We start from the raw sequence: 21,021 nt of genomic DNA on the forward strand, positions 1-21,021 counted from the left end.
GAAGGGTCACCGGCCCAACGCCGCCATGGCGGCGTTGTGGCCGGGCACCCCGCTGACCCCGCCGCCGCGCACCGCGCCCGCCCCGCACAGCAGCACGTTGGCGTGCCGTGTCTCCACACCCCAGCGGCCGGTGGATCCGGTGGCGTACGGGAAGGCGAGGTCGCGGTGGAAGATGTGGCCGCCGGGCAATCCCAGCTCCCGTTCCAGGTCGAGCGGTGTCTTCGCCTCGATGCACGGCTTGCCGTCGCCGTCGAGGGCCAGGCAGTCGGCGATCGGTTCCTCCAGGTGGTCGTCGAGCCGGGCGAGTGCGGCGGCCAGCAGCCGGGCGCGCGTCGCGGTGTTGTCGGCGGCGAACAGCCGGGCGGGGGCGTGCAGACCGAAGAGGGTGAGGGTGTGGTGGCCGCTCGCGGCGAGGCCGGGGCCGAGGATCGACGGGTCGGTCAGCGAGTGGCAGTAGATCTCCGACGGCGGGGCGGCCGGGATCCGGCCGGCCGACGCCTCCCGGTAGGCGTCGGCGAGCTGGCCGTAGCCCTCGGCGATGTGGAACGTCCCGGCGAACGCCTCGCGCGGGTCGACGCTGCGGTCGCGCAGCCGGGGCAGCCGGGTGAGGAGCATGTTCACCTTCAGCTGCGCGCCTTCGGCGGGCGCGGGCGGCTCGTCGCCGAGCAGGGCGGCGAGTGCCTGCGGCGAGGCGTTCACCAGTACCCGGCGGGCCGCGACGACCTGTTCCGCCTCCGGTGACCGGACGGTGACCTCGGCGTGTGCCCCGTCGGTCTCGATCCGGGTCGCCTCGTGCCGGACGCGGATCTCGGCCCCGGCCGAGCGGGCCGCCCGGGCGAGGGCGTCGGTGAGGGCGCCCATGCCGCCGACCGGTACGTTCCAGTCGCCGGTGCCCCCGCCGATGACGTGGTAGAGGAAGCAGCGGTTCTGGCGCAGCGACGGGTCGTGCGCGTCGGCGAAGGTGCCGATCAGGGCGTCGGTCAGCACCACTCCGCGCACCAGGTCGTCGTCGAAGTACCGCTCCACGGCCGCTCCGAGGGGTTCCTCGAACAGGGCCCGCCAGGCCTCCGGGTGGCCGGTCCGTTCGCGCAGGGCGTCCCGGGTGGGCAGGGGTTCGGTGAGGGTCGGGAAGACCCGTCCGGCGACGTGCCGCGTCATGCCGTGGAAGCGCTGCCACGCCTCGTACTCGCGGTCCGAGCCGGTGAGCGCGGCGAGGGAGTCGCGGGTGCGGCTCTCCCCGATCAGCAGCCCGGTGGCCCGGCCGCCGCGCACGGTCGGGGTGTACGAGGAGACGGCCCGCCCGCGGACCGCGAAGTCCAGGCCGAGGTCGCGGACGATCTTCCGGGGCAGCAGGGACACCAGGTAGGAGTAGCGCGACAGGCGGGCGTCGACCCCGTCGAAAGGGCGCGTGGAGACGGCGGCCCCGCCGGTGGCGGGCAGGCGCTCCAGGACCAGGACGGACTGTCCGGCGCGGGCGAGGTAGGCGGCGGCGACCAGACCGTTGTGGCCGCCGCCCACGATCACCGCGTCATAGCGGTCGGATGCGGGCATGCCCCTTCGTAGCACGGGGCGTTCACGCCCGGCCAGGGCCGGTGGGTGCCGGGCCGCCGGGCGGCGCGGGATGCCCGTGGCGCAGTGCCGCGACGCGGCGGTACAGCTCGACCGCCTCGGCTCCCCGGCCGACCTGTTCCAGGCAGTGCGCCTCGTCGTTGCGGGCGGCGAGGGTGTCGGGGTGACCGGGGCCCAGGATCCGCTCGCGGGTCCCGGCGACCCGGTGGTAGAGCGCGAGGGCGTCGGCCCAGCGGCCGAGCCAGCCGAGCCCGACGGCGACCTCGCGACGGCTGACCAGCGTGTCGGGGTGGTCGGGGCCCAGGACGCGCTCGCGGGTCGCGCAGACGTCGCGCGCCTCGGCGAGCGCCTCCTCCCAGCGGGCGAGACGCCCGAGGCTGACGCCGAGGCCGTGGCGGGCGCGGAGCGTCTCGGGGTGGGTGGGGCCGCTCACCCGGGTCCGGTCGTCGATCAGGGCGCGGTACTGCTCCAGGGCCTCCGCGCCGCGGCCCAGGCGGCCGAGCGCGATGCCGGTCTCGTAGCGGGCGGCGAGGGTGTCGGGGTGATCGGCGCCGAGGGATCGGGTCCGGCCGGCGACGACATCCCGGTAGGTCCGCAGGGCTTCCGTCCAGCGGCCCAGCCGGCCGAGCGCGTAGGCCGCCTCGTACAGCGTGGCCAGGGTGTCGGGGTGATCGGCGCCGAGCACCCGGGCGCGGGCGGACGCCACCTCGCGCGCCGTCCGCCAGGAGTCCTCCGCGCGGCCGAGTCTGCCGAGGCTGAAGGCGAGGTTGTGGCGGCAGCGCAGGGTGTCCGGATGGTCGGGGCCCAGGGACCGCTCCCGGGAGGCGAGCACCGCGGCGTACAGCCGGTGGGCCTCGGCGTGCCGTCCGAGCCCGCCCAGCACATAGGCCGTCTCCTGGCGGACGGCGAGGGTCTCCGGGTGGTCGGGGCCCAGGGCGCGTTCACGCCCCCCGGCCACCCGGACGAACTCCCGCAGGGCGTCCTCGGCCCGGCCCGAGCGGGCCAGGGCGACGCCGATCTCGTATCTGCTGGAGAGCGTGTCCGGGTGGTCGGGGCCGAGCACCCGCTCGCGTTCGGCGGCGACCGCGCGATGCGCCTCCTCGGCCGCCTCCCAGTGGCCGAGTCTGCCCAGGTTGAGACCGGCGCTGTGACGGCCGGCGAGCGCGGAGAGGAGTTCCGGCGACGGGTCCGGCCGCTTTGCCGGTTCCGGGGGCGAAGACGCGGCGAGGTACCACGGGCCGGTGCCGGCGACCGGCTGCCGGCGACCGGTGGCGGTGGTCCACGCGTCGGTGAGTCCTGTCCAGCGGTCGGGCGGGGCGGCCGGGAGGAGCGCGCCCACCGCCTTGTGTCCGGTGGTCATGCCGCGGGCCCAGGCCGGCAGCTCGTTCCCGATGGGGGTGACGGAGGCGGGCGGTACGAGCGGCAGCTGGCTGGTGGGCCCGGCCTGGAGCTGCTCGCCGCTGCGCCCCATGGTGATCCTGCGGCGAAGGTCGCCCGCGTCGCCGGGGCGTTCCCCCGGTTCCTTGGCCAGCAGGTCCAGGACGGCGCGGTCGAGGAATCCGGGAAGTTCCGCCCGGCGGGCACGCAGGGGCTCGGGCTCGGTGTCGCGGTGCCCGACCAGGACGGCCCAGGTGTCGTCGAGGTCGAACGGCGGCGCCCCGGTGGCGATCTCGTACAGGACGCAGCCCAGCGAGTAGAGGTCGCTGCGGTGGTCGACCTGGCCCCCGCCGATCTGCTCGGGCGACATGTAGTGCGGGGTTCCCATGGCGATGCCGGTACCGGTGAGCCTGGAGGTGAAGCCGATGTCGCGGCCCAGCCTGGCGATGCCGAAGTCGCAGATCTTCACCGTGCCGTCGGTGAGGCGCATGATGTTGGCGGGCTTGAGGTCGCGGTGCACGATGCCCTGCTGGTGGGTGTAGCCGAGGGCGTCGGCGACCTGCTCGGCGATGTCGACGACGTCGGACACCGGAAGCGGGCGCCGGTCGTTGTCCTCCAGGATCTGGCTGAGGTTGCGGCCGTCGAGGAGTTCCATCACCAGGAAGAGGACGCCGTCGTCCTCTCCGAAGTCGTGGACGACGGTGACGCCGCGGTGCTGGAGCGACGCGGCGACGCGGGCCTCGCGGCGGAATCGCTCGCGCAGGACGCGGGTGAACGACTGGTCGTGGTACGGGCCCGCCGGCTTGAGGCACTTCACGGCCACCTGGCGGCCGAGCGACTCGTCCCGGGCGCGCCACACCTCGCCCATGCCCCCGCGCCCGATCAGATCGAGCAGTCGGTACCGGCTCTGGACCAGCCTGGTGTCCGCCATGTCGTGCTGTCGCCCCCGTCGTTCCGCCCGCTGTTTACGCGCCCTCCCCGGCCCGTCCAGTATGGACGCCCGGCCACGGGATCCGTACGGGGTGGGGCGGTCGGCACGCATCGCGGCGGGGCGGGGCCGACCGGGCACGGGACCTCGTCCGGGACGCGGCCGGGCGGCCGCCGTCGCCGGATCCGGGACCGCGCCCGGCGGCCGCATGCCCGGCACCCTCACCAAACGCAGTGTTCACGCGGGGCGGGGGCCGAAAAGCGCTGTCTCCCCGACGCGCGGTGTTCACGACGCACGGTGTTCACGACGCACGGTGTTCACGACGCACGGTGTTCACGACGAGCGGTGCCGGTTCATCTCTGTTCACGGAGCACGGTCAGGCGGCGTCTGTACTCCTCGTCGTCGATCTCGCCGCGGGCGAACCGCTCCGCGAGCAGGTCCTCGGCCCGTCGACCTCCCCAGCCCGCCTCGCCCGGGGGCGGCCCGGGCCGACGGCCGCGCCCGCCGGTGACGTAGTGCGTCAGGGCAACGGCCCCGGCGATCAGCAACGCCCAGAACACCACCGTGACCACGGCCATGAGGAACCAGCCGCCCCAGCCCCAGCCGCCGTACCACATCATGCCGATCACCTTCTGCCGGACGGCCTGACTTCCCCCTGCCCAGTGTGACGCCGCGCGCCGCCCTCCGCCGGGGGACGCACACCCCGTCCGCCGCGCGCCCGAGGGGCGGTGCGCCCCGGAGGGCCGTGCCGGGCCGCTCCACGCGTCAGTGGTGGGGGACGACGGCGACGGGACAGCGCGCGTGGTGGACGGCGGCCTGGGTCACGGGCCCCAGATGCGGTGCCAGGGGGCGGTGGTGCCTGCGTCGGCCCACGACCAGCAGACCAGCGCCCTCGGCGGCCCGTACGACGGCCTTGGCGGGGCTCGCGAGCACGACGTTCTCTGCGACCGTCACCGCCGGGAACCTGTCGCGCCAGGGGCCGAGGGTCTGGCCGAGGAGCTTGCGCGCGTCCCGGGCGATCGCCTCCGACACCTCGTGGTCCACGCCCCAGGGCACGTACGCGTCCACCGGCAGGCTCCGGCCGTGGACGGCCCGCAGCGGCACACCGCGCGCGGCGGCGGACTCGAAGGCGAATTCCAGCAGTTCGTCGCAGGGACCGTGCAGCTTGACCGCCACCACCACACCGCCCGTCGCGGCCTGCGCGGACCGGGGGCCGTCCTCGCCGACGCCCGCACGCACCAGGACCACCGGCCGATCGGCGCGCGCCACGACGGACAGGCTGATGTCGCCGAGAAAATAGCTCTCGACGGGTACGAGGCCCCGTGAGCCGAGCACGGCCATCTCCGACTCCGCCGCCGCGCGCAGCAGCGCGTTCTCGGCGTCGTCGGCGACCAGGCTGCCGACCACGGAAAGACCTGGGTGGCGGGACTGGAGCTCCGCCTTGGTGTGGTGCACGATCCGCCGCGCCCAGTAGTTCTGGTCCATCTCGACCGGTACACGGGTCGGTTCCGGCACCAGCAGGGGCCACGCGTGCAGCAGGCGCAGGGTGAGCCTGCGCCGTTCGGCCTCGTCGGCCGCCCAGCGGGCGGCGGACAGGCTTTCCGGTGACCCGTCGAGGCCGACGGTGACGACTGGTTCCATGGCGACTTGCCTCCGTATCGCGAGAGGGCCGGGGACGACCGGGAGAGAAGGACTGGGAAGGACCCGGACGACCCGGGAGGGCGGGGGGCGCCGGGGTGCGGGCCGCCTCCGCGTACCGCTTCCGCCGCCGTGCCCGCGGACGGGGCCCCGGTTCCCGGTCGGCGGCGGTGGTCTGTGGGGAAGCGTCGGCGTGGCCGCGGCGGGCACGGGCGGCGCTCCTTCGACACGTACCGCAGATGCGCCGGTGGCGCATGCGGAGTCCGGTGGGGGGCGAGGCAGCGGTGTCACATGCCGGTGGCGGCGTTCCGGATGCCGTCGTCGGTCCGGTAGGCCAGGCGCTCGGTCACGGACACCACCCCGTCGACGCTCCGGCACAGCCGCTCGACGACCGGGATCAGGCTCTTGAACTCGACGGATCCGCCGAGGACCACCTCTCCTTCCCGGACGTCGACGGTCACCGTCGCGGGATCGAGGCCCATCGTCCGCCGCAGCACGTCCCGTTCGATCTCCTCGCGGATGGCCTCGTCCCGGCGGAGGAACACCCGGAGCAGGTCCCTGCGGCTGACGATGCCCAGCAGCCTGTCCGTCTCGTCCACGACGGGCAGCCGCTTCACTCCCTGCACCTCCATCAGGCGGGCCGCCTCCACCACCGTCCAGTCCGGACGCGCGCACACGGCGGGGGCCGACATCAGCTCCTCCGCCCTGGCCCCCTCCGCCTTGGCCCGCTCCCACGCCTCCAGGTGCGGGACGGGTGTCAACCCGGACGCATCGGCCCGGTCGGACGACTTGCGCAGCAGATCGGCCTCGGACACCATCCCCATGGGCCGGTCCAGCTCGTCCACCACGGGCACCGCGGTGACGTGGTTCTTCGCCAGCAGTTCGACGATCTCCTTGAACGGCAGATCGCGCCGCGCCCGGACGACGTCCCGGGTCATGAGCTCTGCGACCGTTCGGTGCTGCATGTGACGCCCCCTTCGGGGTGTGGCGGCTCGGTGTGACGGCCGGAAGCGATCACGTACGGCCGGGCGCGGTCCCGTGCCGGATGGGCCGGGAGCGGGCGCACCCGGTCGAACCGGCCGGCCCCTTCCCGGGGGCGGTGGCCCCGGGAGCGACTCCGGTCCTACGGCATTGTGCGTTCCCCTCGGCGGGGCGGCACTCCCCGCGTGGCCGTTCGAGTGCGCGGCTGTCCCGGGCACGGTCCTGGTACCGGGGAAGCGGCCGCAGGGCGGTGCGGACCGGGCGGGCCGCCTCGGCGATCACTTCGGCGATCATCTCGGCGCCGGTCCCGCCGCCGGGCACCGGAGCCCGCCGGGGAAGCCTCAGCCGTCCGCCCCCGGCCCCGCGGCCGGACGGGGCGGGTGGAACGGGCCCCCGCCCGGCCGGGCCTCGGGCGGGACGACGGCCACGGGGCAGTCCGCGTGGTGGAGCAGGGTGCGGGCCACCCGGCCGAGCGGGGAACCGAGGCGGGTGCGGCGGCGGTGGGTCCCGACGACGATCAGGTCCGCGGCGGCCGAGCACCGGACCAACACCTCGGTGGCCGTTCCCTCGACGGCCGCCGAGCGTAGCCGGACCGCCGGATGGTCGCGCACGGACCGGGCGACCGCGTGGTCGATCAGGGTCGCGGCGCGGGCCTTGCAGTAGAGGTGCGGCTCACCGGCGACACGCGGGTGGTCGGCGCGGTCGCCGGGAGGGCACCGCCAAGCGTGCACCGCGTCCAGGACGCAGTCCCGTGCCGCGGTCTCGTGGAAGGCGAACCGGACCGCGGGGCCGTCCTCCGGTTCGGCGACACCCAGCAGGATCCGCCCGCGGGCGGCCCCGGAATCGGCCCCGTCGCCACGCACGACGACGACCGGGCACGGGGCCGACGCGGTCACGGCCGCGCCGACCGAGCCGAGCAGGAGCCCGGCGACGGCGCCGATGCCCCGTTCGCCGACGACCAGTGCCCCGGCGCCGCGCCCCTCGCGCAGGAGGACGGAGACCGGGTCACCGGGCAGCAACTCGGCCGAGACCTCGGTCCGGGGGCGGTGGCGGCGGGCCCGCTCGGCGGCCGTCTCGACGACGCGCTCGGCACGCGCCCTTTCGGGGGAGCGGCGACCGGTGCGGGCCGCGTTCGCGTCGCCCGCGCGCCCCGACACGTGCACCACCCGCAGCGGCAGCCCATGGACGGCCGCCTCGTCGGCGGCCCAGAGGACCGCTCGCAGGGACATGTCCGATCCGTCCACTCCCACGACGACGGACGGTCTCGTCATCGTCTCCACCGCCTTCCGCTCCGCCGGACGGGACATCCCCCGCTTCCCACGGTGGCACCGGAGCGGTCCGTCCGTGAGCCGGCCGGATCCGCCGGGCGGGGGCGCCCCGCCCTCCCCCGCGGTGCGGACGCGTCCGCACCACCCCGGCTCGGCCGCCCCGGGGCCCTCCGGCTGGCCCGCAAGATGAAGGGGGCCGATAGTGGAAGAAGGCGGATGAAACCGGCGCGGCGCGTCCGTGCGGGTGCGGGTCGCGGTCCGGGAGGACGGCGGCGGGAGGAGGGTGCCGTCGATGTCGAAGGCCACGAGCACCGACCTCTACGAGGTCACCATGGCCCAGTCCTATCTGCGCGAGGGCATGACCGGGCCCGCCACGTTCAGCCTGTTCGTCCGCGAACTGCCGCCGGACCGGGGCTTCCTGGTCTGCGCGGGTCTGGAGCCGGTGCTCACCTACCTCGCCGACTACCGGGTGGACGCGGACGACGTGGCCGTGTTCGCCTCCGTGACCGGGCAGCGGCCCGAGGATCTGGCGCCGCTGCTGGGCCTGGAGTTCGAGGGCACGGTCCGGGCGGTGCCCGAGGGACGCGTGGTGCTGCCCGGTGAGCCACTGCTGGAGGTCACCGCCCCTCTCCCCCAGGCCCAGCTCGTGGAGACCTATGTGCTCAATCAGGTCAGCCATCAGACCGCCGTGGCCTCCAAGTGCGCCCGGTGCGTGCTGGCGGCCGACGGGCACGCCGTCGTCGACTTCTCCCTGCGCCGCACGCACGGCATCGAGGCCGGGCATCAGGCCGCCCGGCTGGGCGCCATGGTCGGTTTCGCCGGCACCAGCGACGTGGCGGCCGCCCATGCCGAGGGACTGACCGCGGTCGGCACCATGGCCCACTCGTACGTGGAGGCGTTCGGGACGGAGGAGGACGCCTTCCGGGCCTTCGCCCGGTCCCGCCCCGGCCCGGTGACCCTTCTCGTGGACACGTACGACACCCTGGCGGGGGTGGAGACGGCGGCGAGGGTGCTGCGCGAGCTGGGACTGGGGCCGGGGTGCGCCGTGCGGCTCGACAGCGGGGACCTTACGGCCCTGGCCGCGCGGGCCAGGGCCGTACTCGACACCGCCGGGCTCCGGGAGACCCGGATCGTGGCGAGCGGCGGCCTCGACGAGTTCGCGGTGGACGACCTGGTCCGTGCGGGGGCACCCATCGACACGTTCGCGGTCGGCACCCGGGTCGGCGTCTGCGCGGACGCACCGTATCTGGACTCCGCGTACAAGCTGGTCGAGTACGACGGCCGCCCGGTGATGAAGCTGTCGCCGGCCAAGGTGACGGCGCCGGGCCGCAAGCAGGTGTTCCGGCGGCCTGGGCGGGCCGATCTCATCGCCCGCGCCGACGAGCCGCCGCCGCCCGGCGCGGTCCCGTTGCTGGAGCCGGTCATGCGGGAGGGGCGCCGGATCTCGCCCCGTGCGGGGCCCGCCGCGGCCCGCAGGCGGTTCTCCGCCGATCTCGCGGCGCTTCCGCCCCGGGCCCGCGCCGTACGGGCGCCCGTCGCGCCGACCGTGGAGGTCTCGGAGCGCCTCGTCTCGCTCACGGCGGACGTCCGCCGGTACGTCGAGACGCACTTCCTGGGGCGGCCGCCGGTCCGTCCCGCCCGTGCGCACGGCCCGGAACGGGGAGCCGCCCCACCCCCCGGGGCCCGTTCGGCGGGTTCCCACGACCGCGCGGGGCCGGACGGAACCACGGCAGGGGCCGGTCGGCCCATGTGCGTGGACCGGCCGCCCGGCGATGCTGGCTCCGGACCCATCCACAGGAGGCTGTCGATGAGCACTTCTCCGACCCGTATCACCGCTCTGCCCGCCCAGTACCGCACCCGGTTGCTGCGCGTCGGCCGGGAGGTCAACTTCGACCAGGGTGTCCGACTCTTCGACGAAGGGGACTACGCGGACCGCTTCTGGATCCTGCGCTCGGGCACCGTCACCCTGGACTTCCGCGTCCCGGGCGGGCGCAGGGCCGCGATCGAGAATCTGGGCCCCGGTGAACTGGTGGGCTGGTCCTGGCTCTTCGAGCCGTATCTGTGGCACCTCGGAGCGGACGCGATGACCCCGGTCCGCACCCACGAGTTCGACGCCGCGACCATACGGATGATGATGGACGCGGATCCCGCCTTCGGTTCCGCCGTCGGCCACTGGGTCGGTCAGGTCCTTGCCCACCGGCTACAGGCCGCGCGGATCCGTCTGCTCGACCTCTACGCCCCGCACGGCGGCAGCCCCCTGTGAGCGGCGGCGGGGGCGTGCCCGGTTCCGGGCGCCGCCCCCGCCGTCCGCCGCGCGTCGGCGCCCGGAACCACGCCCGAGGAGCACCGCCCATGGCCGCCTCCCGATACACCGTCAGCGATGTCATGACCCATACGGCCGTGGCCATCGGCCGCGACGCCTCGTACAAGGAGATCGTCGAGTTGATGCACGCGTGGAAGGTCAGCGCGGTGCCGGTGCTCGAGGGCGAGGGCCGCGTCGTCGGCGTCGTCTCCGAGGCGGACCTGCTGCCCAAGGAGGGGTTTCGCGAAGGCGGTCCGGCGCCGCCCGGCGGGACGGAGGAGGCGGCCAAGGCCGACGCGGTGCTGGCCGAGGAACTGATGTCCAGCCCGGCCGTCACGGTCCACGCCGACGCCACGCTCGCCGAAGCCGCGCGGATCATGGCGCGCAGGCGGGTCAAGCGCCTGCCGGTCGTGAACCGGCTCGGCATGCTGGAGGGCGTCGTGAGCCGCAGCGACCTGCTGAAGGTGTTCCTGCGCCCCGACGAGGAGCTGGCCGAGGAGATCCGGTCGGCCGTACTCGCCGGTCCGCCCGTCCCGGGCCAGGTGGACGTCGAGGTGCTGGACGGCGTCGTGACCCTCCGGGGCCCGCTGCCCGACCGCTCCCTGACACCCCTGCTGGTCCGGGCCGTCCGCGCCGTCGAGGGCGTCGTGGACGTGCGCGTGGAGTCCGCCTGAGCCCTCGCTCCGTCCGGGCGCCGCTCCGTCCGGGCGCCGCTCCGCCCGTCGTCCGCGCGGCGGCGCCGTCGCCCTCACCGAGCGGCGGGACGCCCCCGCCCACCACGACGGCCCGCGGCGGCTCGGCCGTGCCTTCGCGCCGCCCGCGCGGCGAGGCCGGTGACGGTTCGCCGGTGCCCGCCGTCCTTCATGCCTCGCTCCCGTGCCCGCGCGGAATGAGCTGGACGGGGCAGTGGGCGTGGTGCACCAGACCGTGCGTGACGCGGCCGAGGGTGGGGCCGATGTACCCGGGTGACCGCCGCCCGCCCATCACCAGCAGATCCGCGTGGCGTGACGCCTCCACCAACGCTCCGGCCGTGTTCAGGCTCTTCTCGGCCTCCGCCTGCACGGTGAGTCCCGGGAACTCCTCCCGGATCCGGGCGGTCAGGTCGGTCAGGCGGCGGACGCGCTCGCCGACGACCGTGCCGGCGCCGTCGAGCATGGGCGTGGCCACCCCGGCGGACGCGAACACGTTCCACACGTGCAGCAGTCGCAGCGACGCCCCGCGAATCTCCGCCTCGCACGCGGCGTACCGGACGCTCTCGGCGTCGTGCTCGTCGCGTACGGCGGCCACGACGACACCGGCCACCGTGTCGTCCTCGCCCCGCACCACGACGACGGGGGTGGTGGCCGCCCCGACGATCCGCAGCCCGACGGAGCCGAGCATGAGGTAGGCGAATCCGCCCAGGCCCCGGCTGCCGACCACGAGGGTGCCGCGGAGTCCCGCCGTCCGCTGCAGGCTGGGCACGGGCGCGCTGCGGCTGAACTCCGTGGTGACGCGCAGGTCCGGAAACCGTTCCGCGACGACGGCCGCGATGTCCCGCAGCAGTTCGTGGCCCGCGCTGCGGATGCCCTCGATGCTGTCCGCCGACAGGTACAGACTCCGCGTGTCGGTGTCCGCGCCGTGAACGATGTGGAGCAGTGTGCCGCGGCGTGCCGCCTCGTCCGCTGCCCAGAACACTGCGCGGCGGGCCGGCTCCGAGCCGTCGACGCCCACCACGACGGAGCCCAGTTCCGGGCGGCCGGTGATGCCTTCCATGGTTCCTCCTCGGTTCCTCCTCGCCGAGTGGCGCCGGTAAGGCCCGCCACGGCGGCGTCCCGGGCGCCGCGTGCGCGGGGCCGCTCGGGGACGCCCGGGGCCGGTGGCCCCCTTTCCCGTGCCATCCTGCCTCGTCCGAGCGCCGGGACCGGGCCGACCGGCCCCGGCCACGCCCCGTTCGGCCCTCCCTCCCGGCCGCCGCCCGGCGGATCCTGGTTCGTGGAGGGCCCGGGGCGTTCGGCCGTGCGGGTTCCCCGGGGGCTGCGCGAGGCGGCGGAAGGAGCCGCCGTGAAGTACGTCGGGAGGTCACCATGGACCAGCGCGTCGTCGCGGGATTCGACGGATCCACGCAGAGCGCCGCGGCGTCCCGCTGGGCCGCGGCGGAAGCGCTCCTGCACGGCGTACCCCTGCGGCTCGTCCACGTGGCGGAGTCGTACGCGGTCCTCGACGTCCCCGCGGCCGGGTCCGGTCCCCGCCCCGGGTACGTCGACGAGCTCCTGCGCGGGGCCTGCGAGGAGCTGCGGGCAGAGTACCCGCGACTCGACATCGGCTCCGCGACGCTGGAGGGCCGCCCGGCCGAGGCACTGGCCGGGGCGGCGGCGGACGCGACCATGCTGGTTCTCGGCTCCCGGGGACTGGGCACCGTGGCCGGCGTCGTCCTCGGTTCCGTCGGCATGGCGGTCGTCCACGCTTCGGAGCGACCGGTCGTCCTGGTGCGCGCCGCGAAGGACACGGCGCCGCACGGGCGGGCGCGCGGCGGTCCGCCGGAACCGCGCAACGCGCGGGGCGGTCACGCCGAGCACCGCGTGGTGGTCGGCGTGGACACCGGCCACCCGTGCGAAGCCCTGCTCGCCTTCGCGTTCGAGGAGGCGGCGCGGCGGCACTGCCCGCTCGTCGCGCTGCACAGCTGGACCCTGCCCCCGCTGGCGGGGTACGGGGCCGCGTACAGCCCGGAGGGCAACGCGCGGATGGCGGACACCGCGCGGGCCGGGCTGGACGAGGTGCTGAGGCCCTGGCGCGAGAGGTGTCCGACGGTGGCCCTCGACGCGCGGTCCGAGGCCGGCCGCCCCGCCGAGCAGTTGCTGGAGGCGGGCGCCGCGGCGGATCTCGTGGTCGTCGGCCGCCGCGTCCGCCGGTCCCGGATCGGCGGCCACATCGGCCGGGTGACCCATGCGGTCCTCCACCACTCCACGGCCCCGGTCGCCGTCGTCGCCCACACCTGAGCTCCCCCGCCGATGTCGCAGGCAAGCCGGTCGTGGTACCCGGCCGCGCAGGTCCCCGGGCGGTGGACGGGGCCTGCGGGCGACTCGGACGCGGGCCCCGTGGCGCACCTGTCGTCGCCGAGCGCCCGGCCTCGAACACGGCCTCCCGCTCGGGGGCGCTGCCACCGGATTCCCGGACCCCTCCGTGCGCGCGCGTCCGCTCATGGGGCGCGGACCGACGGCCGGAGCGGGGCGACGACCTCGTCGTGCCGCGCCCCGCCCAGCACCACCTTGAGGGCCCCCGTGTCCGCGGCGCGCGCGAACACGTCGTATGCCTCCTCCATCTGCCCCAGTGCGAAGCGGTGGGTGATCAGGGGGGACGCGGACAGCCGGCCCATCGCCGTCATCCGCAGCAGCATGGGTGTGGAGTACGTGTCGACCAGTCCGGTGGTGACGGTGACGTCCTTGGCCCACAGGTCTTCGAGGTGGAGCGTCGCCGGTTCGCCGTGCACCCCGATGTTCGCGACACGGCCTCCGGGCCGCACCATGCGGGTGCACATCTCGAAGGTCTCGGGCACGCCGACGGCCTCCATGACCACATCGGCGCCGAGCCCGTCGGTGAGGTCCTCGACCAGGCGTTCCGGCTCCTCGGCGGCGTTCACCGTCGCGTCGGCGCCCAGAGAACGCGCGGCGGCCAGCCGGTTCTCCGCGAGATCGACGGCGACGACGCGTCCGGGGCTGTAGAGGCCCGAGCAGACCACGGCGGCCAGCCCGACCGGGCCCGCGCCGACCACGACGACGGTCTCGCCGGGCCGCACGCCGCCGTTCAGCACACCGACCTCGTAGGCGGTCGGGAGGACATCGGCGAGCAGCACCCCGTCACCGCTGTCGACGGAGGCCGGCAAGGGGTGCAGGGTCAGGTCGGCGAACGGCACCCGCACGTATTCGGCCTGCGCGCCGTCGACGGTGCGGCCGAGCACCCAGCCGCCTCCGCCCCGGCACTGGCCGTAACGGCCCTCGCGGCAGGAGCCGCACCGGCCGCACGCCGACACGCAGGAGACCAGCACACGGTCGCCGGGGCGCGCGGTCCGGACCTCCGGACCGGTCTCCACCACGGTGCCGACGGCCTCGTGGCCCAGAATCCGTCCCGGGGTCACATCGGGCACATGGCCCTTGACGATATGGAGGTCGGTGCCGCAGATCGTCACGACGTCCACGCGGACGACGGCATCGGCGGCGTCCATGACAACCGGGTCCGGAACGTCCTGCCACGCGGTCTGTCCCGGCCCCTGGAATACGAGTGCCTTCACGACGCTGTCCTTCTTCCCGTGCGGCGTCCTGCGCCTCCGCTCCCAGGCTGCCCCGGCACCCGGCCCCCGCGCTTGGGCCGGTCGGCCCCCGCCTGGGCCGGTCGGCCCCTGGTACCCGTGGCGCCGGGGGCGCGAGGGTGTGAGAACGTTGCCTCCCGGCCGACACGCGGCGAACGGTGGACGTGAACGGCGAGACGTACGGGCCCGCCCCGGCCCGTACGTGCCGGTCCGGCCCCGTCCGCCGCTCCCGGCCGACCCGCCGGTCCCGTACGTCCACCGAGGAACTGCCATGGCGCCTGCCCGGTACACCGTCGACGACGTGATGACGAAGACCGTCGTCACCGTCACCCCCGACACGGAGTTCAAGGAGATCGTCGCGGTCATGGAGCGGTGGAAGGTCACCGCCGTACCGGTCGTCGACGAGGGAGCACGCGTCATAGGCGTGGTCTCCGAAGCCGATCTGCTCACGAAGGAGGAGTTCCACGCGCACCGGATCGGCATGATCGAGCAGATGCGGCGTCTCGCCGACACCGCCAAGGCAGGCGCGGTCCGGGCCGGGGACCTGATGACGAGCCCGGCGGTCACGGTACGGCCCGACGCGCCGCTCCCTCGGGCCGCCCGCCTCATGGCCGACCGGCGCGTCAAGCGCCTTCCGGTCGTGGACGAGCGCGGCGATCTCAAGGGCATCGTCAGCCGTGCCGACCTTCTGAAGGTCTTCCTTCGGCCCGACGACGCGCTCGCGGACGAGGTGCGCCACGAGGTCGTCGACCGGCTGTTCCCCGCCGCTGATCGGCCGGTCGAGGTCTCCGTCGCCCGGGGCGTGGTCACCCTGTCCGGACGTGTTCCCGACAGTTCCCTCATTCCCGTCGCTGCCCGGCTGGCGCGCTCCGTGGAGGGCGTGGTGGACGTGGACTGCCGGCTGGAGGGCGCGACTCCCGCCTGATCGGGACCTGCTGCGGGGCCGTACCGCGGCCCGTCGTCCGTCGTCCGTCGTCCCACGGTGCGGGGCGCGTCGCGGGGCTTCGCAGGTGCGTTCGAGGAGGCTTTCACGGGTGCGCCCCTTTCAGGGGCGGGACACCGCGCGGGGCGAGCAGGACGGGGCAGTGGGTGCGGTGCAGGACGGCGTGTGCCACATGCCCCGGCGAAGATCCGACGCGGTGGGAACGCCGACGCGCCCCCATGACGATGACATCGGCCTCCTCGGTCGCCCGTACCAACGTGTCGGGAACCGATCCCGCGCGGACGACCCGCTCGGTCACCGGAAGGCCGGGGAACTCCGTGCGCACGGGCTCGGTGATCCGGGCGACGACTCGCGCCCGCCCTTCGGCGGGCCGGTCCGCGCCCACGCACCCGGCCGCCGTACCGCCCGCGTTCCCGAGGGGGACCCAGGCGCTCACCACGCCCAGCGCGGCTCCGTCCCGGACGGCCAGCCGGGCGGCGAGCCACAGCGCCTCGGCGTCGCGGCCGTCCCGCACCGCCGCCAGGACGACGCCCGCCCGTTCGCGTTCCTCGCCGGGCACGACCACGACGGGAAGCGACGCGTGGGCGGCCAGGTCGAGCGAGTCCGGCCCGATCAGCCGGGGCGCGGACCCCCCGCGCCCGCGCGAGCCGACGACGACCGTGGCGTCGGGCGCCGCCTCACCGAGCAGACAGGGCGTCGTCCGGTTCTCGCACAAGGTCGTGGTCACCGCGACGCCGGGGGCCGCCCGGCGGGCGTGCGCGGCGGCCTCTGCCAGCACGGTGTTCCCGAAGGTCACGATCCGCCGCCGGTCCCCCTCGCTGAGGTACGGGCCTCCCCGGCCGAACCCGACGGCGTGCACGATGTGCAGCGCCGTCCCCCGGGCGGCGGCCTCGGCCGCGGCCCATCGCACGGCCCGCAGCGCATGCCCGGAGCCATCGGTGCCGACCACGAGCGGCGCCGCCATGAACATGTCCAGCGGAATGCTGCCCATGGTCCTTCTCCTTCGGTCTCTCTCCTTCGGTCTTTCTCCTTGCGTTTCCGCGGTCCCCGCACGCCCATGCCCCGGGCCGTCCCCCGCGGGCTCGAACGCGGTGTTCACGGGGCCGTACGGCCATCCTGTGCCCGTGCCCGGCACGACTGCATGGTCCGGGCGGGCGCCGGACCAGGCCGGTCGGCCCATGCGCCGCGGCGCCCGACGGCGCACCATGAAACCGACGAAGCGCACGTGGAACGGCGGAGGGACGCGGGGAACGACGGCGGGGACGTCGGCGGCCCGAGCCCTCCCGCGAGGGCCGGGAGCGAATCCCACGGCGGCCGGAACGGATCCGCGAAGGACGTGTACGACATGACGCGTGGAGGAAGTCACTCGTCGGGCGACGGCCCGGGCCGGGCCCCGGGGGAACTGGGCCGACGGGTGGCGCTGCGGCGCGAAGAACTCGGGCTCAGCAGAGAGGAAGTGGCCGAGCGGGCCGGTTCCGCCCCCGGCTACCTCCAGTACGTCGAGCAGCACCAGGCAACGCCCGGCATCGGGTTCCTGCTGCGGCTGGCCGAGGCCCTGGAGGTCACGGTGGCCGAGCTGACCGGCTGCACGGCGAACCTGCCGCCGGGGCTGGGTCGCGCCGGATATCGCACACAACTGCTCGAACTCGACCCCCGGGAGTGCAGCCTCCTGCTGTCCACGCACGGGGTGGGCCGGGTCGGTGTGACGACGGACGACGGGCCCGCCATCCTCCCGGTCAACTACCTCGTGGACGGCGACCGGATCGCCTATCGCAGCGCCCGCGGCTCGCTCCTCACCGCCACCGCGGGCCGGACGGTCGCCTTCGAGGTGGACCACATCGACGAGGCGATGAGCCAGGGGTGGAGCGTGCTGGTCGTCGGCGAGGTCGCGGTCGTCGACGATCCGGAGGCCGCCCGGCGGCTGGACGAGGAGGCCCGCACCACGCCCTGGGCCGGAGGCCCGCGGAACGTGTGGCTGACGATCACCCCGGCACGCGTCACCGGGCGCCGCATCCACGTCCTCGGGAGTCATGCCGCCGGGGACGGCGACCACGGTCCGGGCGGGCCGGGCTGAGCGCGGCGCACGGCCCCGCCGTGCCGCGAGGGGAATGGCGCCGCCCCCTCCGGCCCCCGGTCCCGGCGGCGCCGCCGAACGGTCGCCGCGGGACCCGTTCGGCCCTGGTGAGCCGCTCCCGGCACGGACCACGATGAGTGAGGGCGTGGCCGCGCCGCCCCTCGGCAGCGGTCCATACCGCCCGTCGACGACGAGGAGGGCGCCATGAGCGCGGAGTGCGGATTCCCGGCGCGGAAGCCGATCCGTGTGTTCCTGCTCGACGACCACGAGGTCGTCAGGCGCGGGGTGCAGGATCTGCTGGACGCGGAGCCGGACATCGAGGTCGTCGGCGACGCGGGCACGGCCGGTCATGCGCTGGCCCGGGGCCCGGCCCTCCGCCCCGACGTCGCGATCCTCGACGTGCGGCTGCCGGACGGGGACGGCATCACGGTCTGCCGTGAGCTGCGCTCCCGCATGCCGGAACTGGCCTGCCTGATGCTCACCTCGTTCGACGACGACGAGGCCCTGCTCGACGCCATCATGGCCGGTGCGGCCGGTTATGTGCTCAAGGAGATCAAGGGGGCCGACCTGGTCGCCGCCGTGCGCACCCTGGCCTCCGGGCGCTCCACCCTCGACCCGGCGACCACGGCACGGCTGATGGACAGCCTGCGCGAGGAGGACTACGGCGCCGAGTGCGCGCAGGACGACGCCCTGTCGGGGCTGTCACCGCGGGAGAAGGACGTCCTGGCCCTGATCGGTGAGGGGCTGACCAACAGCCAGATCGGCAAACGGCTGTATCTGTCCGAGAAGACGGTGAAGAACCACATCTCACGCCTCCTGGCCAAGCTCGGCGTCGAACGGCGCGTCCAAGCGGCCGTGATCGCGGCGCACACCGGGGATTCCGCCCCGCCGGCCGGGGGTGCCGGGCACCGCCGCCGATGACCCGCGCAGGGCCCCGGGCCGTCTCCGCGCCGCCTCCGGGCCGGGGAGCGCCCCGAGACGGTCACGCCCTCGGGGCGGCCCCACGGCGGGGGCGCGCAGCCGGCCCGGCCCGGAGTGGCAGTACGGCCCGGGGTGTCAGTACGGCCGCAGCGGCACCCGCCAGCTCAGCCGGGTGCCGCCCCGCGGCGACGCCCCCACGTCCATCTCCCCGCCGAGCTTCTCGGCCCGTCGCGCGAGGTTGTCGAGCCCGCTGGGGGACACCCCGTGCTCGGGCATCCCGATCCCGTCGTCGGACACGACGAGCGTCAACCGCCCCGCGCCCACCGTCAGCGAGACGTCCACCGCCGACGCCCGCGCATGGCGCGCCACATTGGTCAGCGCCTCGCCGAGCACCGCGACCATCTGCTCCGCGACATCGGCCGGCACATCCGTGTCGATCAGCCCGCCCATCCGCAGGGACGGCTGGAATCCGAGGGCCCGCGCCGCCTGCTCGACCGCCTTCGCCGTCCGGACGCGCAGCCCCTGACCGGTGCGTCCGGCGTCACGGGCGCGGAGGCCGAAGATGGTGGACCGGATGATCTTGATGGTCTCGTCCAGATCGTCCACCGCGCGCAGCAGCCGTTCGCCGGCCTGGGGCTGTTCGACGAGGCGCACCACGCTCTGCAGGGTCATCCCGGTGGCGAAGAGCCGCTGGATGGCCAGGTCGTGCAGATCCCGGGCGATCCGGTCGCGTTCCTCCAGCAGGGCGATCTGCTCGGCCGACTCGCGCCGCTCGGTCAGCTCCATCGCCAGGGCCGCCTGCCCCGCGAACGCCGGCAGGGGCGCGGTCTCCGTGTCGGTGAAGGCGGGGCTGCCGCGTGCGCGGGCCAGCATCAGCACCCCGCAGGTCCGCTTCCCCGCGGCCAGGGGGACGGCGACCGCGGGGCCGAGCCCCGTCCGCCGCAGGGGGCCGCCGGTGGTCCTCGGGTCGCGCGCGATGTCCGGGGTGGTGACCGGTTCACCGGCGTCGAGGGCCGCCCCGGCGAACGTTCCCTCGCACGGGAGGGTCAGCCCGCGGTACCGCTCGGCGTCCGTGCCGGACGCCAGCGCCACACGGACGGCGCCTCCTTCGGCGGGGACCGCCAGGACCCCGAGATCCGCGGCGAGGATACGGCGGGAGCGGTCGACGATCATGCGCAGGACGTCCCGGTCGCCGGCCCCGCCCAGCAGCCCCGCGACGATCTCGTTGCCCGCCTCCTGCCAGCGCTGCCGCTCGCGCGTACGCGCGTGCGCGCGAGCGTTCTCGATGGCGACCCCGGCCGCCACCGCCAGCGTGGACAGCAGGGTCTCGTCCTCGGCGTCGAACGCGCGGCTGCCGCGCTTCTCCGTGAGGTACAGATGGCCGAACACCTCGTCGCGGATCCGGACGGGAACCCCCAGGAACGAGCGCATCGGGGGGTGGTTCGGCGGAAACCCGCGGGACGCGGGGTGCTCGGAGAGTTCCGCGAGGCGCAGCGGCCGGGGGTGGCGGAGCAGTTCACCCAGGATGCCGTGTCCCTCAGGCAGCCTGCCGATGGCCCGGCGCTGCTCCTCCGTGACGCCCACGGTCAGGAGCTGGGTGAGGCGGGCGCCCTCGCCGACCACGCCCAGTGCCCCGTATTCGGCGTCGGCCACGACGACGGCGGCTTCGACGATCCGGCGCAGGACCTCCGACAGGTCGAGTTCCCGCCCGACCGACATGACGGCCTCCAGCAGCAGGGCCGCCGCGGCGGGGCGGCGTCCCACGGCGTCGAGGCGGTGCTGGAGCTCCTCGGGCAGCGCGCTCCGTCGGGGGCGGTCCCCGCCGCGGCGTTCCGTCCCGTTGTCGCCCACGGTGCCTCCGTCCTGCCCCCACGCGTACAGGCCCGGCCACATCTCCACGGTAATCTCCGCACGCCGATCGGCATCCGGTGCGGTTGCGGGGCCGTCGGACGGCCCTGGCCGCACCAGGCGCCTACGGCTTGCTCGCCCGGCGCCGGCGAGGTGCGGCGCGAGGTGGCGCGACGCGCCCGGTAGGCGGCGTGAGTGGCCGACGCACGGCCGACGCACGCGTACGACCGCGGGGCGCCGCGCCGATGGCCCGGCTCCGATCGGTGCGACGGATTCACCCAATGCGGTGATCATCAGACGCAAGGTTGTCGGCGGGGCGCCCGTCGTGTGGGGCCCGGAAGGGCAGGCGGTGCCGGAACTCGGGCAGCCTTCCCCGATGTCGGGGACGCGAGGGCGCGAGCTCCTCTGACAAGAACTTTATGCAGCGGTCCGACTACTTTTCGTGTTCGTGCGAGCCGGGTCGGTCATGCGAGGCGGCCGCTCCGTGCCGTGGGCCGGAGCGGTGGTCGCCGTGCTGCTGACCACGCTGCTGCACGTCCTCGCCTGCTCCCACGGCCCGACGGCGGCCCCCGCCCTGCGCGCCGACGCCGTGTTGCCGATCTCTCCCGCCTCGTACGGGCAGTCCCCGTCCGAGACGGACCGGCAGGCCTCGGCCGGGCCGAGCACGCCCGCGCCCGACAGGGACGCCGATTGCCAGGACCTGGACGAGCCGACCGTCCAGCCGTCGCGCGACCTCGACCCGTCATGGCCGCTTCCCGCCGTGCTGTCGGCCGACCCCTCGGTCACCGATCCGTTCGGCCCGCTGCCGGCGCCGCACCACTGCCCCGCTTCCTCCACCGCGTCGTCCGCCGGACATGCGCGGGCTCTTCTCGGCGTGTGGCGGACCTGAT

The 21,021-nt window shown here is 75.2% G+C and carries 17 protein-coding genes and 1 pseudogene; 8 read left to right on the top strand and 10 right to left on the bottom strand.

Going from position 1 to position 21,021, the window contains the following annotated elements:
- Nucleotides 1-6 precede the first annotated feature (6 nt).
- The 6 genes from ACIHCL_RS10535 to ACIHCL_RS10560 form a co-directional block, all read right to left on the bottom strand.
- Entirely contained in the window at nt 7-1,551 is a 1,545-nt protein-coding gene (locus tag ACIHCL_RS10535; RefSeq protein ID WP_399859454.1) for a phytoene desaturase family protein, read from the bottom strand.
- A 22-nt stretch (nt 1,552-1,573) separates the two neighbouring features.
- Entirely contained in the window at nt 1,574-3,877 is a 2,304-nt protein-coding gene (locus ACIHCL_RS10540; RefSeq protein ID WP_399859456.1) for a tetratricopeptide repeat protein, read from the bottom strand.
- 350 nt (nt 3,878-4,227) lie between these two features.
- Complete coding sequence (locus ACIHCL_RS10545; protein WP_399859457.1) at nt 4,228-4,494, bottom strand: SHOCT domain-containing protein; 267 nt, start codon at nt 4,492-4,494, stop codon at nt 4,228-4,230.
- A 145-nt stretch (nt 4,495-4,639) separates the two neighbouring features.
- The gene (locus ACIHCL_RS10550; protein ID WP_399859460.1) at nt 4,640-5,515 is read right to left on the bottom strand and encodes a universal stress protein; all 876 of its coding nucleotides are present in this window, start codon (nt 5,513-5,515) and stop codon (nt 4,640-4,642) included.
- 284 nt (nt 5,516-5,799) lie between these two features.
- On the bottom strand, nt 5,800-6,477 hold the full coding sequence (locus tag ACIHCL_RS10555; protein WP_399859461.1) for a CBS domain-containing protein: 678 nt from the start codon (nt 6,475-6,477) through the stop codon (nt 5,800-5,802).
- A 357-nt stretch (nt 6,478-6,834) separates the two neighbouring features.
- A complete protein-coding gene (locus tag ACIHCL_RS10560; RefSeq protein ID WP_399859464.1) occupies nt 6,835-7,764 on the bottom strand; it encodes a universal stress protein in 930 nt (309 codons plus the stop codon).
- A gap of 289 nt (nt 7,765-8,053) precedes the next feature.
- Here ACIHCL_RS10560 and ACIHCL_RS10565 point away from each other — a divergent pair.
- The 3 genes and pseudogenes from ACIHCL_RS10565 to ACIHCL_RS10575 form a co-directional block, all read left to right on the top strand.
- Nucleotides 8,054-9,433: pseudogene (locus ACIHCL_RS10565) on the top strand (nicotinate phosphoribosyltransferase); the annotation flags it as partial.
- 135 nt (nt 9,434-9,568) lie between these two features.
- A complete protein-coding gene (locus ACIHCL_RS10570) occupies nt 9,569-10,024 on the top strand; it encodes a Crp/Fnr family transcriptional regulator (protein WP_399859821.1) in 456 nt (151 codons plus the stop codon).
- An 89-nt stretch (nt 10,025-10,113) separates the two neighbouring features.
- A complete protein-coding gene (locus ACIHCL_RS10575) occupies nt 10,114-10,737 on the top strand; it encodes a CBS domain-containing protein (protein WP_399859466.1) in 624 nt (207 codons plus the stop codon).
- Nucleotides 10,738-10,924: 187 nt separating this feature from the next.
- On the opposite strand, the gene ACIHCL_RS10580 is transcribed toward ACIHCL_RS10575, so the two are convergent.
- On the bottom strand, nt 10,925-11,815 hold the full coding sequence (locus tag ACIHCL_RS10580; RefSeq protein WP_399859469.1) for a universal stress protein: 891 nt from the start codon (nt 11,813-11,815) through the stop codon (nt 10,925-10,927).
- A 311-nt stretch (nt 11,816-12,126) separates the two neighbouring features.
- On the opposite strand from ACIHCL_RS10580, the gene ACIHCL_RS10585 reads away from it, so the two are divergent.
- Nucleotides 12,127-13,038, top strand: a complete 912-nt coding sequence (locus tag ACIHCL_RS10585; protein WP_399859471.1) for a universal stress protein — start codon at nt 12,127-12,129, stop codon at nt 13,036-13,038.
- Between the two features lie 200 nt (nt 13,039-13,238).
- Here ACIHCL_RS10585 and ACIHCL_RS10590 read toward each other — a convergent pair whose 3' ends face one another.
- Nucleotides 13,239-14,327, bottom strand: coding sequence for an alcohol dehydrogenase catalytic domain-containing protein (locus ACIHCL_RS10590; protein ID WP_399859473.1), 1,089 nt, complete (start codon nt 14,325-14,327; stop codon nt 13,239-13,241).
- A gap of 289 nt (nt 14,328-14,616) precedes the next feature.
- Between ACIHCL_RS10590 and ACIHCL_RS10595 the strand changes: the two genes are divergently transcribed.
- The gene (locus ACIHCL_RS10595; RefSeq protein ID WP_399859475.1) at nt 14,617-15,270 is read left to right on the top strand and encodes a CBS domain-containing protein; all 654 of its coding nucleotides are present in this window, start codon (nt 14,617-14,619) and stop codon (nt 15,268-15,270) included.
- Nucleotides 15,271-15,373: 103 nt separating this feature from the next.
- Here the strand turns inward: ACIHCL_RS10595 and ACIHCL_RS10600 are convergent, their stop codons facing one another.
- Complete coding sequence (locus ACIHCL_RS10600; protein WP_399859477.1) at nt 15,374-16,279, bottom strand: universal stress protein; 906 nt, start codon at nt 16,277-16,279, stop codon at nt 15,374-15,376.
- Nucleotides 16,280-16,633: 354 nt separating this feature from the next.
- Here ACIHCL_RS10600 and ACIHCL_RS10605 point away from each other — a divergent pair, with 354 nt between their 5' ends.
- The gene (locus ACIHCL_RS10605) at nt 16,634-17,362 is read left to right on the top strand and encodes a helix-turn-helix domain-containing protein (protein ID WP_399859480.1); all 729 of its coding nucleotides are present in this window, start codon (nt 16,634-16,636) and stop codon (nt 17,360-17,362) included.
- 204 nt (nt 17,363-17,566) lie between these two features.
- Nucleotides 17,567-18,283, top strand: a complete 717-nt coding sequence (locus ACIHCL_RS10610; RefSeq protein WP_399859483.1) for a response regulator — start codon at nt 17,567-17,569, stop codon at nt 18,281-18,283.
- 135 nt (nt 18,284-18,418) lie between these two features.
- Here ACIHCL_RS10610 and ACIHCL_RS10615 read toward each other — a convergent pair whose 3' ends face one another.
- Nucleotides 18,419-20,176 carry a GAF domain-containing protein gene (locus ACIHCL_RS10615; RefSeq protein ID WP_399859824.1) on the bottom strand — a complete coding sequence of 586 codons (1,758 nt, stop codon included), beginning with the start codon at nt 20,174-20,176 and terminating at the stop codon, nt 18,419-18,421.
- A gap of 439 nt (nt 20,177-20,615) precedes the next feature.
- Between ACIHCL_RS10615 and ACIHCL_RS10620 the strand changes: the two genes are divergently transcribed.
- Complete coding sequence (locus ACIHCL_RS10620; RefSeq protein WP_399859485.1) at nt 20,616-21,020, top strand: hypothetical protein; 405 nt, start codon at nt 20,616-20,618, stop codon at nt 21,018-21,020.
- Nucleotide 21,021 lies beyond the last annotated feature (1 nt).

Source organism: Streptomyces sp. NPDC052042 (genome assembly GCF_044548345.1).
In the GTDB taxonomy this organism is placed as follows: domain Bacteria; phylum Actinomycetota; class Actinomycetes; order Streptomycetales; family Streptomycetaceae; genus Streptomyces.

Bases quoted from the DNA above. Each gene is read 5' to 3' on its own strand.
- ACIHCL_RS10535 (WP_399859454.1), bottom strand. From the start codon at position 1,551: ATGCCCGCATCCGACCGCTATGACGCGGTGATCGTGGGCGGCGGCCAC.
- ACIHCL_RS10540 (WP_399859456.1), bottom strand. From the start codon at position 3,877: ATGGCGGACACCAGGCTGGTCCAGAGCCGGTACCGACTGCTCGATCTG.
- ACIHCL_RS10545 (WP_399859457.1), bottom strand. From the start codon at position 4,494: ATGATGTGGTACGGCGGCTGGGGCTGGGGCGGCTGGTTCCTCATGGCC.
- ACIHCL_RS10550 (WP_399859460.1), bottom strand. From the start codon at position 5,515: ATGGAACCAGTCGTCACCGTCGGCCTCGACGGGTCACCGGAAAGCCTG.
- ACIHCL_RS10555 (WP_399859461.1), bottom strand. From the start codon at position 6,477: ATGCAGCACCGAACGGTCGCAGAGCTCATGACCCGGGACGTCGTCCGG.
- ACIHCL_RS10560 (WP_399859464.1), bottom strand. From the start codon at position 7,764: ATGACGAGACCGTCCGTCGTCGTGGGAGTGGACGGATCGGACATGTCC.
- ACIHCL_RS10570 (WP_399859821.1), top strand. From the start codon at position 9,569: ATGAGCACTTCTCCGACCCGTATCACCGCTCTGCCCGCCCAGTACCGC.
- ACIHCL_RS10575 (WP_399859466.1), top strand. From the start codon at position 10,114: ATGGCCGCCTCCCGATACACCGTCAGCGATGTCATGACCCATACGGCC.
- ACIHCL_RS10580 (WP_399859469.1), bottom strand. From the start codon at position 11,815: ATGGAAGGCATCACCGGCCGCCCGGAACTGGGCTCCGTCGTGGTGGGC.
- ACIHCL_RS10585 (WP_399859471.1), top strand. From the start codon at position 12,127: ATGGACCAGCGCGTCGTCGCGGGATTCGACGGATCCACGCAGAGCGCC.
- ACIHCL_RS10595 (WP_399859475.1), top strand. From the start codon at position 14,617: ATGGCGCCTGCCCGGTACACCGTCGACGACGTGATGACGAAGACCGTC.
- ACIHCL_RS10600 (WP_399859477.1), bottom strand. From the start codon at position 16,279: ATGGGCAGCATTCCGCTGGACATGTTCATGGCGGCGCCGCTCGTGGTC.
- ACIHCL_RS10605 (WP_399859480.1), top strand. From the start codon at position 16,634: ATGACGCGTGGAGGAAGTCACTCGTCGGGCGACGGCCCGGGCCGGGCC.
- ACIHCL_RS10610 (WP_399859483.1), top strand. From the start codon at position 17,567: ATGAGCGCGGAGTGCGGATTCCCGGCGCGGAAGCCGATCCGTGTGTTC.
- ACIHCL_RS10615 (WP_399859824.1), bottom strand. From the start codon at position 20,176: ATGTGGCCGGGCCTGTACGCGTGGGGGCAGGACGGAGGCACCGTGGGC.